The following is a 14575-nucleotide window of genomic DNA, read 5'->3' on the forward strand; positions in this document are numbered from 1 at the left end:
TCGCTAAATTAACAAATTGTCAATACTTTGCAAGAAATGTTAATAAGTTATTATCTTTTATGCTATTTAATCAGCATTTTATGTAAAAAAGATGACACTATTCCGTTAAGAGCATTTTAGTGGTAGTTTTTTAGTTATAGCTTTCAGTGGGGAACTATTTAGAACACGGATGACACGGATTGAACGGATAGGCACCGATTTTAATGTTTGGTTATAGTTTTAGTTTTCAGTCTCAGTCGCAGTGGTCAAAATTGGTACTGCGCTGAGTTGGGATAGTGGTTTCCTGACTTAGGATTGTGGTGCGCTAACTTGGGATTGTGGTTTCTGACTTGGAAATGTGGTGCGCTAACCTAGGAATGTGGTTTCCTGATTTAGGATTGTGGTTTCCTGACTTGGGATTGTGGTGCTCCAACTTGGGAATGTGGTTTCCTGACTTGGGATTGTGGTGCTCCAACTTGGGAATGTGGTTTCCTGATTTAGGATTGTGGTTTCCTGACTTGGGAATGTGGTGTTTTGATTTGGGAAAGCACTGTTCCGATGCATTTCACCGTCGTCATTATAATTTGCGGTTAAAAACTGCGACTGAAAACTACCGAATCACCTTCTTAGTAACTACTGTACCTTCTACATCCTTAATTTGGATAAGAAGTACTTCATTGGCTAAACCACCACTGACTGTAGTTTGTGCGGCATTGATTCCTTTTTGTTCCCATAACAATCGGCCTCTTACATCAAACACTTTTACCGAATCCATAAGGACATTGCCGGTTAAGATGACAAAGTTTTCTTCGCTGTTTTTGTAGATGACTATTTGGTTAGCCGTTAAGACTGGGTTGTCTACCCCAAGTGTATTGTTGACAAACCTAATTCTGAATCGGTCCTCAAAAGTTCCGATTTCGGTGGTGAATTGGTAATTGCCTGCTTTTAAATCGTGGACCACATTTAAAAGTAGGTCTTCTAAATAAATCCCTTGCTCGGTAAACACTCCGTCAAAGTCAGACAAGTTAATTTGGTAGGCACCGGCCACTGTTGACTTATACCCTATCGGGATAACATCTTCCTGATTAAAGGGTAAGGCACGACCTTGAATAGACAGTTTTTTCTCTTCTTGCAGAGTATAAATGGTAATAGGATTACCCACATCAACCATTTCACCGTCAAAACCTCTGTCCATTCCGGTATTGGTTGCGTTTTCAATATAGGCGATTAACATTTGCTTGTAGGCCCCTTGCTCGTTGAAAATATCCAACCAAAAGCGGTGTTTCTCCAATTCAGTAGTCGATTCAGTAACCGGAGGCGAACTCATTCTGAAGAACTGATCGTTGTTACCGGCCAATCGCATGCTGTTTTTATAAATGATGTTGCCCGAAGACAATCCTTTCACGAAGAACCCTTGTCCTGAAGCAATCTTACCATTAGGCACACTGCTGTTCAATCCCGGATTGGCTGCTGCAGTTCCGGTACCCACACCTCCTGAATAATTGTAGATGGCATAATCTGCCGCACTGTACACATTATTGGCAATAGGCGTATTGTGTGTCCACAAATAAATGGTAGCATCAATTAGAGGAACATTAACCGGATCCGATAAAAAGGCATCCGCATTGATAGCACTAGGAAATGGATTTCCAATTAAATTAAACTGATTGGCACCACCAATAACAGGAATGGTTATGTCTCCGGTGTTTGGTACCCCAATAAAAGAGCCCAAATAGTTATTTGGTGTAGTTACGTTAAACGGCGCCGCATCGGGAGCTCTAATCAGGTAACCTTTACCCAGAACCATTGGAACCGTACTAGTAGCATAGGCCCAATTGCCCACGTTAGGGTCAAAAGAATAAAACAAAGTGGTTGCCGGTGAAAAATCCATTAAAGTTTGCGGACTTACCGGTGTTGACCAATAAATATAATCGAACTTTTTAATTGGTGTACTTAGTCTTCTGTAGGTAATATTTCCGGTATTGGTAAAAGGCACTCCATTATTATTGAGGGAGTTGATTTGGACTAAACTCGCATTGTTTTGGAAAATCAAAGAACCACCGGATACTTTTACATCGTTTTGGACCGTAAGTGTATGACCCGAATTAAAAATTACAGTACCCGACTGCACTTCGACAGAGCAAGCATTTAAATCTCCTAAAGAAGAATAGGTTACGGCTCCACCATTGAAAACGGCTCTTAAATTAGCATTTGGTAAACCATTACTCCATGTTGTTCCGTTCCAAACTGTAACCGGATAATTGATAAAAACCGAATTAGTATAAACAATTGGGCATGTGCCACTTTGAATTACTGCTCTGTAATATCTTGTGCCACTAAAAGTACCTATTTCAGCAGTGGTTAAAGTTGTTGTGGTATTGGCTATTGACGTTAAACCCACTGTAAAAGCGGCATTCGTAGCATATTCCCATCTTATGACTGACCCTCCGACAATGCCCAAAATGGTTAGGGCTGAAGCTTGCCAAGTGGCGCATACTATTTGACTGCTTGACAATACCCCCGGATTTGGTGCAGGTATTACCGTTATGGTGGTTGAAGCACTGGCCGCACAGCCGTTGGCTCCTACTACACTTCCGGTGTAAACCCTTGTTGACGTTGGTTTAGTATATACTGTACCGGTTGGCGTACCACTAAGGTAAGGTGTGGTAGCTGTTGCGTCAAAAAACAATTCCGTTGGCGGAGACCAAGTTACCTCAACCGCTAAATTACCGCTGATTTTAACATTGTCTATAGCCCAACCGTAATCCCAAGAAGCGTCATATAAAAATCTGATTTTAACGTTAGAATTTCCTACGTAGCTGTTCATACTTACGGTGTAACTAACAAAATTTGAGGCTGAACCTTGTGTGGCCAAAAAGGCATTCAAGATGGCCCAAGTTGTTCCTCCGTTAATGGAAACTTCTACCCTAGCTTTGTTGCCCGGAATGTATCTTAGGTAGTGGAAGAAGTTTAATGAAGCCGAAGTATACCCGGTTAAATTAATAGAAGGCGACTCTAAATAAGTAAGCGTTCTATTGGTTCCCGGGCTTCCTTGCGCATCAGAATTAGAAAAATAAAACTGAGAAGCATCATTGCTGTTCATTGTTATATTCCAATAGGAGCTGGAATAAGGATAAGGACTTTGTCTTAAAGTCCAAGCAGAATTAGCCACTATACCCCCTGTTGAGGCATTGGTTCTAATCCAGTTATTTGTTGGCGCATTAAAATTTTCACTGTAAATGAGTACCGGTGCCGCCGCCGCTAAACTGGCGTTTAAAGATTGAATTGCCCCTTCACAAATGGTAGCTGAAGGCGGCACTATACTAATGCCCGGCGGTTCGGGTTTTACGGTCACTGTATAAGAGAGCACTGAAGTACACAATCCTCCCGATGTTTGCGAAGCTGATAAGTTATAAGTAGTAGTAACAATTGGATTGAAAGTGAATCCGGCGGCTATTGAGCCTGAAAGACCAACGGTTGTGTTCCAAGTGAAGTTGTTGTATAACGCAGCACCGGTAACGGTAACCAATGCAGTAGTTTCTCCTTGACAAATGGTGGTGGATGCCCCACTAAACGTAATTGCCGGAGCAGCCGTAACCGTAGCAGTTACAGGTGTTAATAGAGAACGACAAATGTTGGAAAACTTCCAATTGTAAGCATACAAGAAAAAGGTATTGTCAAAACCATTTCCGTTGATATTGGCTAAAGAAGAAGTGTATGGATAAGCGGTATTGTCAATATTGACAATCAAACCGGCAGCAGGCAATGTTTCAAAGTAAACAAAATAATTTCCGGCGGCTAAATTAAGCGCTAAAGGAATTGTTTGTGGTGTATTTCCTCCGGCTACACTAGTCACATAGTTATAAGAAGCAATTTGAACGTTGGAACCATTTCGAATGACCAATGTTCCGCTTTGTCCCGAAACCATGGGGTAAATATCAAATGATTGTAAAGTAGTAGCCGTAGTTACTGCAAAAGTAACAAAAGTTTGAGTGGTTTGGGTTCCTAATGCACCCCCTTGTAATATTGGTGATATGGGACCTAAGCCCACTAAGCCTCCGGGTGCTCTTGATTGTGCGTAAAAAGTTGTTGTAGCCGCTAAGTTAGGGGTTACAAAACTATTTCCGGTAGCTAACAAAGTCACTCCGGTAGCTTCTGCATACCATTCGATGGTAGAGCCCGGTGCACCGGTGGCATTTAAAGTGGTAGAACCTCCACCGCACAGCGTACCATTGGTAACTGTTAATGAAGTAGAAGCCGCACAATCTGTACTAAAAGTTTCGATATTGCTCCAAACACTTTTATCCGTTGCACTACAATTTCCTCTAACCCATACGTAATACAAGGTTGCCGGATTTAGTCCGGTGATGGTGGCGGTAGTAACGCCAAAGGCGACTGATCCGGTTGGTGTAACTGCTCCACTTGGGGTGGTATTGGAAGTACTAACATAATATTGATAACCATTAGCCGGTTCCGGAAAAGCAGCAGTCCAGGCTATTCCGGCAGAAGTACTTCCAACGGTAGTCACTATCAAATCACTTGGTTCAAAACAGGTAGGTGATACAATTACACTAATGTCATCGATCATTATTTTGCTTTGATTGGCAAAACTATATCCTTGAAAACCAAGATAAAAAATGTTGTTGGTTACCGGTGTAAAATCGACCGTAGCGGTTTGGTATACCGTATTAATGATGTTGGACAAATCTAAAATGGTGTTATTCATGCTTGCCTCAGAAGGTCCTGTACCCAAACGAATTCTTATATTTTCAGCAAAAGAACCGGCACTCAGAGTATTGTATTTAAATTTTAAACGATAGGTTACTCCTGCCGTTAAATTTAATCCAGCGGTAAAAAACCAATCATTGGTATCTAAAGCAGTATTAGTTGCTAAATGATAGGCATTAGGAGTTGAAGCCGCTAAACTGTTTTGCACGGTCCAAGTTACCGCGTCAGCATTGTCATTGGAAATGGTGAAACAAGTTGGAAGGGTATTGACCGGTGTTGTATCAAAACTTTGAAAATAAGGAATTGGAAAAGCCCCACAAACTGTAGTTACCGCAACTGTCGCACTGTTTGTTGTACAAGCGATACCAATAGCCCGCACTCTAAAATAATAGGTGGTCAAAGGGTTTAGTCCGTCAACCACAAAATCATTTGCCCCGGCAGTTGAAGCTCCGGAATATCCCGGAAGAATGCCGGTAAACGTATTGTTAGTTGACACATCAATCACATAATCGGTAGCGCCGGCCACGGGCGTCCATGAAGCGGTAAATGAATTTCCTTCTACTGTTGAAGCTGACAAACCGGTTGGTGCTGCAGTACAAGTTGTTTTAGAGGCCGTTGCCATGGCACTTAAATTATAGAAAGGACCGCCAAGACAACCCGCATTATAAGGTATTACCCAATAATAATAAGTTGTGTTGGGCGTTAAGACAGATTGCGCGAAAGTAGTAACATTAGAATTGCTCACCACGGTATAAGTACCAGAAATCACATTGGTAACTGACCAATAAGTACGATTGGGAATGTCAGTTACTGTGGGAGGCACATTGGTAGTGCTTCTAAGTACAAGGTAATTGGTTGGTGCCGGGCTGGCAGCCGCAAAACTATTTCCGGTAAAGGTGGTAGCGGTTACGGTGGTAGCTCCAATAACCAAAGCAGTTGGCGCTGCCGTTGGAGTTAAACAAGGTGTTGAAGGAGTATAAGTATATTTTAATCCGTTGTTAGGGTATTCGGTCACACTAGTTCTAACCGTATTTGAATTGGCTGTACCATTAACGGTTTTTCCTAACCAAGCTGCATTGGTATTTAGTCCGGTTTGCAACCTGTTTTGAACATCTCCTTGAACAAAATTGTTGGTAACCCCACGAATTCCGACTTGCGCATTCAAAACTGTGGGATCATCTGGAGCACAGATACCGTACGAAAGCTCTATGCTATTGGAAGTCTCTAATAATCGGATTTGGAAATTAAAATTACCTGTGATAGCTTTTCTTCTGGCGTTTGTCCATTGAACCACGAAAATTCTGTTGGGAGCCGTCCCGATAGTCTTGTATGTGATGTTATCAGTTGCTGAAATCAAATCCATACCCAAAGCGCTAATAGTACCTCCACCGGTAAAAACCGTAGCGACACTTAGTGGCAAATAAGAATTGGAAAGTGGTTCAACTCCGAACGCTATGTAACCGTTTGGGCTAATGAAACATTGGCTTTGAATGACTCCATCATAGGAAAAATTAAATCCGATATTGGCTTGAAAAGCAGCACCGGTAGTATGATCATCCCAAGGTGCTGTATAGGCTACTGACGGTGTTGTAAGTGCGGTATAAGTTGCGCTTGACTCATTAAAGCTATAAGTACTCACCTGAGCAAAAGCTTGTTGCGATATAAAAAAAGAGCATATAACTGCAAAAAAAACAGGCAAAAGTTTTTTTACAGAGAAATAGTTTTCTTTGTTTGAGTTGGCAATCATATCAATACTTTGATTCAAGGCTAAATTTCAAAAAAACACCAATAATCTGATATTAATTGTTTGTTTTTTAATCAATTAAAATGCTAAATCAGCGTTTTTTGGAATCAGTAAATTTATGTGAAAAGTTTAAAAAAAAAAGTTTATAAATCTAATTTCAAGAATTAATCGTCAAAGTGCTTAAAACCATCGATATTCAGCAATTTTAGGGTAATTTTATTCTTACACCAAATGCACTTACTAGTTGCAAAGCCTTAAAAGAGAAGAAATCCCTTCAAAAAAAATATTTTTAATTAAATCCATAAAAAGGGGTGTTAAAAATCTTTAGCTTAAAAAGGTTTAATTATTAGATAAAAATGTCAAAAAAACAAAGTGTTTTCTATCTTTGGAAAAAATATTATTATGGGGCAAAACATCATACTCAACCACCAAGAAATTGAACACAAAATAAGACGCATTGCCTATCAAATTTATGAAACCTTTGCTGATGAAAAAGAAATTGTATTGGCTGGTATCTCGAGTAATGGGTACATTTTGGCGGAGAAAATCAGTGAAGTTCTAAAAAATATTTCAGACATTACTATTGTTTTGTGTGAAGTAAAAATGGATAAGCAAAATCCGTTTAATGCTGTGACCACTTCCATCACAAAAGATGCTTATCATGATAAAAACCTAGTGTTGGTTGATGATGTCTTAAACTCAGGCACAACCTTAGTATATGGGGTAAAACATTTTTTAGAAGTACCTATTAAAAAGTTTAAAACCGTAGTACTAATTGATCGCAATCACAAAAAATTTCCGGTTAAAGCTGACTTTAAAGGTATTTCCCTTTCCACTTCTTCAAAAGAACATGTACATGTGGTATTTGAGGACAACAACAACCATGCTTTCTTAGTTTAGTAAGGCTTCAATTTCTGTGGCTATGGCTTCGGGTGTTTTACCGCCGGTATTAATTTTGAAAGTCGCTTGATTGTAAAAATAACTTCTATCAAACAAATTTTTGGCGATAAATTCTTTGAGTTCCTCTTCGGATTGATTGGCTACTAAAGGTCTTTCGGAAGCGTTATGTTTAAGTCGGTTGTAAAGTTCGTCAATAGTGGCATAGAGGTAAATTGAAACCACATTATCCCCTTTTAGTAATAAGTGATTGTTAGCATAACAAGGTGTTCCTCCGCCGGTACTTATGATAAGGTTTTCGGGAGCAGTTATCAATTTTTTAAATTCGAGGTGTTCTTGTTTTCTGAAATAAATTTCGCCTTTCTGTTTAAAAATATCCGCTACGGATAATTTCTCGTTTTTTTCGATTACTTTATCTAAGTCTACCCACTTCATGTGTCTTTTTTCAGCTAAGATTTTGCCAATAGTTGACTTTCCAACTGCCATATACCCCACTAAAATAATTTTCTGCATTGCAATAAAACCTTATAAATTAAGCCATTAAGACCTATAACCAAAAAAAGGCAAATTTATAATAAAATTGCTTTGAAATATAAATAATAAGGTCTTATATTTGCACCCGCATTCAAGAAAAGAAAAAGACTCGATAGCTCAGTTGGTAGAGCACATCACTTTTAATGATGGGGTCCTGGGTTCGAGCCCCAGTCGGGTCACTATTTTTTCTTTATTTTGAGGCTAAAGACTCGATAGCTCAGTTGGTAGAGCACATCACTTTTAATGATGGGGTCCTGGGTTCGAGCCCCAGTCGGGTCACAAAAAGTCGAACAGCTATTGTTTGACTTTTTTTGTTTTAGGCCACGTGGAGAAACTGGTAGACTTGCCATCTTGAGGGGGTGGTGTTCGAAAGGACGTGTGGGTTCGAATCCCATCGTGGTCACATTTGAAATTAAAAGGAGGACTGCCAGTGGTAGTCAGGTATTTTTAAAGTTCGGAATCAAATAAAAAAAAACACCAAGCTCGCTTGAGTGTTTTTTTTTGTTTAAAGAATTCTCAAAGCGGAGCTTTGTGGGAACAGTATAGCTAATCCCAAAGTGGTCACATTTGAAATTAAAAGAAGGGAATCCCAACTTGGTGACAATAAAAAGAGTAAATTCTAATGGGTTTACTCTTTTTTTTAAAGTTTATCACCAAAAAAAGTCTTTCTTAAAGTTATTTTACTAATTTTGTTTAACTAATTTAATCAAAAGATGAACAATGTTAAAAGTGTTTTCAGTATAAAAGATTTGGAAAATCTATCCGGAATCAAGGCGCACACTATTAGAATTTGGGAGAAAAGGTACAATGTACTTGAACCTATGCGTACTGAAACCAACATCCGTATGTATGATTTAAGTAATTTACAGAAGTTATTAAACATCACTTTATTGCACAATTACGGCTACAAAATTTCTAAAATATCCAAACTTTCTTCAGAGAGAATTCCGCAGTTGGTTAATGAAATCATTTCTGAAAAAAGTGCAAAGCATCATGCCATCAGTTCTTTTAAAATGTCGATGATGAATTTTGACCAAGCACTATTCTTTTCCACTTACAACAAATTGCTCGCTGAAAAGTCATTCAGAGAAATATTTTACGATGTATTTATTCCAATGATACAAGAATTAGGATTTCTTTGGCAAACGGATACCATTACTCCTGCTCACGAACATTTTTTCTCCTATCTAATTAAGCAAAAATTAATGACCAATACGGAGAAACTTCAATCACAAGAACCATCAAAAACTGATCGGGTTTTTGTTTTGTATCTTCCAATGAATGAAATTCACGAATTAGGTATCATGTATTTAAACTACGAAATTTTGAATTTAGGATACAAAACCATCTATTTAGGAGAGAGTGTTCCAATTGACAGTTTGAAAGATATGAAAAAACACTTTGACAATATTACCTATGTTTGTTATATGACGGTTGAACCTAATAAGAATGAAATTAATAATTACATTAAAAGTTTAAAGCAAGACATATTAGATGAAACTTCTAATCTTTATTTAATTGGTCGCATGACTGAAAATCTAGATTCAAAATTGATTACTGAAAAAATAACTACCTTTAACTCCATTAAAGAATTAGTTGAATTTATATAAAGAAATCTTTTTTTATTGTTTAGCTTTTTACTACTTTTGTTAAACAAAATATGAAAAAAGAAATTAGAATAATCGGTTCGGGGTTTTCTTCCTTAGCAGCAGCAAGCTATCTTGCCCAAAAAGGCTATAGTGTTACTGTTTATGAAAAAAACACCACAATTGGCGGAAGAGCGCGCCAACTCAAAAAAGAGGGTTTTACTTTTGACATTGGACCCACTTGGTATTGGATGCCTGATGTTTTTGAAAGATTCTTTGCCGACTTTGGCAAAAAACCTTCTGATTATTATGAGTTAATCAAACTTTCCCCTGCTTATCAGGTTTATTTTGGCGTAAAGGATTTTGTAACCATTACCGACAATTTACCGGAAATCATCATCGCCTTTGAAGCCATAGAAAAAGGCAGTGGTAAAAAATTAGCTTCTTTTATGAAAGAAGCACAAAGCAACTATGACATTGCCATTAAAGATTTGGTCTATCGTCCGGGTGTTTCTCCTTTGGAATTGGTTACTTTGGAAACCGCTAAGAAAGTGAATCAGTTTTTTGGCAACATCTCTAAGGACATTCGCCGTCGATTTACCAATACGAAACTTATCCAAATCTTAGAATTCCCAGTGCTTTTCTTAGGAGCAAAACCCTCTGACACTCCATCTTTTTATAGTTTTATGAACTTTGCAGATTTTGGCCTTGGCACTTGGCATCCCAAAAACGGCATGTATAGTGTAATTTTAGCTATGGAAGAATTAGCCAAAGAACTTGGTGTAGTTATTCATACTAATGCAAACATTGAAAAAATAAATGTAGTCGATGGTGCAGCTACTTCAATTGTAGTGAACGGCGAGGTTGTAAAAGGGGATATTATTTTAAGTGGTGCCGATTACCATCATTCAGAAACTTTATTGGACCAAAAATACCGGGCATATTCTGAGAAATATTGGGACAAAAGAACATTTGCACCCTCTTCACTCCTATTTTATGTGGGCTTTGACAAGAAAATTGAAAACGTAGAACACCATTCTTTGTTTTTTGATGTGGATTTTGATGTGCATGCCAAGGATATTTATGATACCCCAAGATGGCCGAAAGAACCTTTATTTTATGCAAGTTTCCCTTCTAAAACGGACGAAAATGCTGCGCCTGATGGCAAAGAAGCCGGAATATTTTTAATTCCGATTGCCCCAGGACTTGAGGACACTCCTGAATTAAGAGCCTTGTATTTTGATAAAATAATTACTCGTTTCGAAACACTTACACAACAATCAGTAAAAAATAACGTTATCTTTAAAGAATCTTTTTGTGTAAATGATTTTATAAAAGATTACAATTCGTACAAAGGGAATGCCTATGGGTTAGCCAATACCTTATTGCAAACCGCTTTTTTAAGACCCAAATTGAAAAGTAAAAAGGTAAAAAACCTTTATTTTACCGGACAATTAACTGTTCCCGGACCAGGCGTTCCGCCTTCATTAATTTCCGGAAAACTTGTTGCTGACCTCATTGAAAAAAATCTATAGTTATTATTTTATGAAATCAATTTTTGACACCGTATCCTTCGACTGCAGTAGAAATGTGACTAAATCATACAGCACGTCTTTTTCGGCAGCCGTGAAAATGTTGGCACCGAGCATCCGTCAGGATATTTATAATATTTATGGATTTGTTCGTTTTGCAGATGAAATTGTAGATACTTTTCATGATTACAACAAAGAACAACTTTTTGAGATGTTTGAAAAGGATTTGGCGAATGCCCTAGAAAATAAAATCAGTTTGAATCCGGTGTTGAATTCGTTTCAGCATACGGTTAACCAATACAATATTCCCCAAACCATGATTGCCGCTTTCATGAAAAGTATGCGCTTGGATTTACACAAAACCGTTTATCAAACTTATGATGAATACAGTGAGTACATTTATGGTTCGGCAGATGTAGTGGGTTTAATGTGTTTGAAAGTATTCGTTAATGGTGATGATAAGAAATTCAATGAGTTAGAACATTCGGCTATGCGACTAGGCTCGGCATTCCAAAAAGTGAATTTTCTTCGCGATTTGAAAGCAGATTACGAAGATTTGAACCGAACTTATTTTCCCAACACCGATTTATCAAAACTGGATGAGCAATCTAAAAATGAAATCATCAAAGAAATCGAAGCTGATTTTCAGGCGGGTTTTGATGGAATTTTAAAACTGCCATTGGAAGCTAAATTTGGTGTTTATACCGCCTATGTTTATTATAAAAAATTACTGTCTAAGTTGAAAAAAACACCTTCGATGGAAATTAAAAACACTCGAATTCGAGTACCGGATTATGAAAAATTTGGGCTTTTGGCACGTTGTTATGTGAATTATCGTTTAAATTTATTATAAAATTATGTTACTACATATAATTGTTTTTATCGTTACCTTTTGCATCATGGAATTTATGGCTTGGTTTAGTCACAAATACATCATGCATGGCTTTTTATGGAACTTACACGCCGATCACCACAAAAAAGACCACGATTCTTGGTTTGAACGCAATGATGCCTTTTTTATTTTTTATGCTGTTGTGAGTGTTGGTTTCTTTTTACTTTGGCAGAATAACATCCTTGAAGTCGGATTGGCCATTGGCTTAGGTATTTTTGCCTATGGATTGGCTTATTTTACGGTGCATGACATCTTTATTCACCAAAGATTTAAGTTGTTCCGAAATGCCAATAATCGTTATGCTAAAGCGGTAAGAAGAGCACATAAAATGCACCACAAACACATCGGTAAAGAAGATGGAGAATGCTTTGGAATGTTGGTGGTACCATTTAAATATTTTAAGAAGTGAAATCAAAAAAAGCGAACTGAAGTTCACATACCTGAAGCCCACAGGGCTTCCTCCTCTTAATCTCAAATCATTTAAATATTTTAAAAATAAAAAAAGTCCCTACTAAATCGGGACTTTTCTTTTTTTAACTATTAACCTATACTAAAATTATTTTTTCATCAAACCTTCCAAAGGTTTTAATTGTTCCATATCGATATTGGCACTTTGCAAGATAGAAATCATGTTCATGATGTTATTCGGATTCATATCATTGCCTAAAATTCTGATTACTGCAAAACCGTTATCTTCCTTTTTGCCAAATAAAATAAACTCGTCTATATTATCTTCATCGCCTACAAAACTAATGGAAGCACCATCTTTACCGGAACCGATTTTCATTAATTCTTGATAGTTTTCTCCTTTTAGTATTGTGGTTAGCTTTTTGCTTTCGATTTCATATTGCGCTTTGTTTTTCTCATCTAATTTGAACGCTAAAATATTCATTTTATCAAAGGATTCCAGAGCCGTTTTTTGTTCCGAAGTTAGTTTAGTTTTGTCTACATTAATGATATTAGGCGACACATCGAGAGCAACAAAATCTTTGTCTTCTGACTTCTCAACAAAATATTTTTGGAGACTTGGCTCGCTATTGCAACTGAGCAACAACATTGAAGCTAACATTGCGATGAAATAAATAAGTTTCATACTCTTATTATTTTTTAGCTTTTGATCCTTTTGACGCTTTTTTCAAATCGTCTCCGCCAGGCAAACTCATTTTATCGGTTAAGACGGAAAGCTCATTCAAATCGAAATCACCGGTCAATGACATTAAAACCGTTTCCTCTTTACCGCTACCTTCAATAAACATTAATAATTCTTTTACTTGAGAATCAGTAGCACCGGATTTTACATAAATCTTTACGCTTTTCCCTTTTTCGTTTAGGCGCATTAATTCTTCTAAAGCTGATGTTTTTACGTATTTGTCTGATACCGCTTTCATCTCATCCGCTTTTTTATCGTTAGTGGTCATAAAAACTTTTAAGTTGTCTAACTTTTTAATTAAATTGACATATTGTTTTGTTTGAGCATCTTTGACTTCCATTTTGCTTAATAAAGTAAACATTTTTTTATTGACAATGACTGCTGTAATATCGTCTTGATTGTCAAATTTATCAAAGACGGTTTGGGCAAAAAAAGAATTCGTTGCCAATAGTACTACTAGTGTTAAGATTAATTTTTTCATGATTTCTTGATTTTTTTATTTAAAAACTTTGTTTTTTGATTGTTCGTATTCATTTATGTATTCCATACTCTCGATGCCTCTATTTACACTCTTAGAGATTAAAGCCAAAGCTTTTTGTGTTTCTCTGAAAGCTACTTCCGGATCATCATAAGTACCTAAATCTTCTGATACAGGTTGATTATAATGATTGAAAGTAAATAAACCCACACTCAACAAAACTGCCACCGATGCAGCAACTGATAACCAAACTACGCTTTTTCGTTTCTTAGTGCTTAAAGGAATCGTTGCTTTAAACTGCTCTTGTTTTGCTTGAGTAGCATAACCAAACATAGGTTTGTATTGTTCCAAAGGCGGAGCAACATTTGAAGAAGCAAAATAGTTTTTCAACTCTTTTTCTTCGGCTATAGTGGTTTCTGCTTCAAAGTATTTTTCCAGTAATTTTTCTATTCTATCCAATGCCATAATGATGTGTTTTTATCATGTTTTCTCTTATCGTTTTTCTTGCTCTTGACAAAGCCGTGCGAATCGCCGACTCATTCATTTCTAATATCTTACTTATTTCTTCAAACTCCATTTCTTCGATGTCACGCATTTGAACAATTAATTTTTGTTGCTCGGGCAAATCATTCATTATTTTTTCGACCCAATTCCAAGTGTCACGGTCTTCGACTTTTTGTTGTAAACTCGCTTCCCTATCGGTGAAGTTGTTGTGCACAATCTTCATATTGCTTGCGCGTTTCGACTTTAATTGATCCAAACAATAATTTTTGGTCATTGTCATGGCGACGGCTTCAACGCTTTTGTAATCGACTAAACTTTCACTCTTGTTCCACAATTTAACCAAAACTTCTTGTGTTGCATCTTCGGCTTCTTCCGTACTGACTAGCAATCGCTTAGCCATTCGAAAGACTTTATCCTTAAACGGATTTACCAATAACATAAACTCCTTTTGGTTCATTGCAACTATTCTTGGTTTTTTTTCGCTATGCTCCAAACAATTCGTCTGACGCTTCGGGTGTGGTTATAAAGTAGAGACGACTCATCATTTTATT

The 14575-nt window shown here is 37.3% G+C and carries 12 protein-coding genes and 3 tRNA genes; 8 read left to right on the top strand and 7 right to left on the bottom strand.

Annotation, left to right across the window (positions count from 1 at the left end):
* Positions 1-345: 345 nt before the first annotated feature.
* Positions 346-543 (bottom strand): hypothetical protein, encoded by a 198-nt coding sequence (locus ICG50_RS06575; protein WP_187660117.1) that lies wholly within the window; start codon positions 541-543, stop codon positions 346-348.
* Positions 544-589: 46 nt separating this feature from the next.
* Positions 590-6454, bottom strand: coding sequence for a fibronectin type III domain-containing protein (locus ICG50_RS06580; RefSeq protein ID WP_187660118.1), 5865 nt, complete (start codon positions 6452-6454; stop codon positions 590-592).
* 399 nt (positions 6455-6853) lie between these two features.
* Between ICG50_RS06580 and ICG50_RS06585 the strand changes: the two genes are divergently transcribed.
* A complete protein-coding gene (locus ICG50_RS06585; protein ID WP_187660119.1) occupies positions 6854-7351 on the top strand; it encodes a phosphoribosyltransferase family protein in 498 nt (165 codons plus the stop codon).
* On the opposite strand, the gene ICG50_RS06590 is transcribed toward ICG50_RS06585, so the two are convergent.
* A complete protein-coding gene (locus tag ICG50_RS06590; protein ID WP_187660120.1) occupies positions 7343-7861 on the bottom strand; it encodes a shikimate kinase in 519 nt (172 codons plus the stop codon). The two genes, ICG50_RS06585 and ICG50_RS06590, sit on opposite strands and share 9 nt — an antisense overlap.
* Positions 7862-7988: 127 nt before the next feature.
* Between ICG50_RS06590 and ICG50_RS06595 the strand changes: the two genes are divergently transcribed.
* The 7 genes from ICG50_RS06595 to ICG50_RS06625 all read left to right on the top strand — a co-directional run bounded on the left by ICG50_RS06595 (position 7989) and on the right by ICG50_RS06625 (position 12301).
* A tRNA-Lys gene (locus ICG50_RS06595) sits at positions 7989-8061 on the top strand.
* A 27-nt stretch (positions 8062-8088) separates the two neighbouring features.
* Positions 8089-8161, top strand: a tRNA-Lys gene (locus tag ICG50_RS06600).
* A 40-nt stretch (positions 8162-8201) separates the two neighbouring features.
* Positions 8202-8285: transfer RNA gene (locus ICG50_RS06605), tRNA-Leu, on the top strand.
* Positions 8286-8595: 310 nt separating this feature from the next.
* Positions 8596-9492, top strand: coding sequence for a MerR family transcriptional regulator (locus ICG50_RS06610; RefSeq protein ID WP_187660121.1), 897 nt, complete (start codon positions 8596-8598; stop codon positions 9490-9492).
* Positions 9493-9542: 50 nt separating this feature from the next.
* Positions 9543-11003 carry a phytoene desaturase family protein gene (locus ICG50_RS06615; protein ID WP_187660122.1) on the top strand — a complete coding sequence of 487 codons (1461 nt, stop codon included), beginning with the start codon at positions 9543-9545 and terminating at the stop codon, positions 11001-11003.
* A 10-nt stretch (positions 11004-11013) separates the two neighbouring features.
* Positions 11014-11853, top strand: a complete 840-nt coding sequence (locus ICG50_RS06620) for a phytoene/squalene synthase family protein (protein WP_187660123.1) — start codon at positions 11014-11016, stop codon at positions 11851-11853.
* A 4-nt stretch (positions 11854-11857) separates the two neighbouring features.
* Positions 11858-12301 (top strand): sterol desaturase family protein, encoded by a 444-nt coding sequence (locus ICG50_RS06625; RefSeq protein WP_187660124.1) that lies wholly within the window; start codon positions 11858-11860, stop codon positions 12299-12301.
* A 147-nt stretch (positions 12302-12448) separates the two neighbouring features.
* Here ICG50_RS06625 and ICG50_RS06630 read toward each other — a convergent pair whose 3' ends face one another.
* From ICG50_RS06630 to ICG50_RS06645, 4 genes are read right to left on the bottom strand one after another with little or no spacing between them, the layout of a single operon-like run.
* Entirely contained in the window at positions 12449-12985 is a 537-nt protein-coding gene (locus tag ICG50_RS06630) for a DUF4252 domain-containing protein (RefSeq protein WP_187660125.1), read from the bottom strand.
* Positions 12986-12992: 7 nt separating this feature from the next.
* Entirely contained in the window at positions 12993-13523 is a 531-nt protein-coding gene (locus ICG50_RS06635) for a DUF4252 domain-containing protein (RefSeq protein WP_187660126.1), read from the bottom strand.
* A gap of 15 nt (positions 13524-13538) precedes the next feature.
* Positions 13539-13985: a hypothetical protein gene (locus tag ICG50_RS06640; RefSeq protein WP_187660127.1), complete on the bottom strand. Its 447-nt coding sequence runs from the start codon at positions 13983-13985 to the stop codon at positions 13539-13541.
* A complete protein-coding gene (locus tag ICG50_RS06645; protein ID WP_187660128.1) occupies positions 13972-14481 on the bottom strand; it encodes an RNA polymerase sigma factor in 510 nt (169 codons plus the stop codon). The genes ICG50_RS06640 and ICG50_RS06645 overlap by 14 nt, the downstream gene beginning before the upstream one ends.
* Positions 14482-14575: the final 94 nt, after the last annotated feature.

The sequence above is a fragment of the Flavobacterium buctense genome (assembly GCF_014486695.1).
Lineage (GTDB): Bacteria > Bacteroidota > Bacteroidia > Flavobacteriales > Flavobacteriaceae > Flavobacterium > Flavobacterium buctense.

Excerpts from the sequence above, each read along its gene's own strand:
- ICG50_RS06575 (WP_187660117.1), bottom strand. The coding sequence starts at position 543 with ATGCATCGGAACAGTGCTTTCCCAAATCAAAACACCACATTCCCAAGT.
- ICG50_RS06580 (WP_187660118.1), bottom strand. The coding sequence starts at position 6,454 with ATGATTGCCAACTCAAACAAAGAAAACTATTTCTCTGTAAAAAAACTT.
- ICG50_RS06585 (WP_187660119.1), top strand. The coding sequence starts at position 6,854 with ATGGGGCAAAACATCATACTCAACCACCAAGAAATTGAACACAAAATA.
- ICG50_RS06590 (WP_187660120.1), bottom strand. The coding sequence starts at position 7,861 with ATGCAGAAAATTATTTTAGTGGGGTATATGGCAGTTGGAAAGTCAACT.
- ICG50_RS06610 (WP_187660121.1), top strand. The coding sequence starts at position 8,596 with ATGAACAATGTTAAAAGTGTTTTCAGTATAAAAGATTTGGAAAATCTA.
- ICG50_RS06615 (WP_187660122.1), top strand. The coding sequence starts at position 9,543 with ATGAAAAAAGAAATTAGAATAATCGGTTCGGGGTTTTCTTCCTTAGCA.
- ICG50_RS06620 (WP_187660123.1), top strand. The coding sequence starts at position 11,014 with ATGAAATCAATTTTTGACACCGTATCCTTCGACTGCAGTAGAAATGTG.
- ICG50_RS06625 (WP_187660124.1), top strand. The coding sequence starts at position 11,858 with ATGTTACTACATATAATTGTTTTTATCGTTACCTTTTGCATCATGGAA.
- ICG50_RS06630 (WP_187660125.1), bottom strand. The coding sequence starts at position 12,985 with ATGAAACTTATTTATTTCATCGCAATGTTAGCTTCAATGTTGTTGCTC.
- ICG50_RS06635 (WP_187660126.1), bottom strand. The coding sequence starts at position 13,523 with ATGAAAAAATTAATCTTAACACTAGTAGTACTATTGGCAACGAATTCT.
- ICG50_RS06640 (WP_187660127.1), bottom strand. The coding sequence starts at position 13,985 with ATGGCATTGGATAGAATAGAAAAATTACTGGAAAAATACTTTGAAGCA.
- ICG50_RS06645 (WP_187660128.1), bottom strand. The coding sequence starts at position 14,481 with ATGAACCAAAAGGAGTTTATGTTATTGGTAAATCCGTTTAAGGATAAA.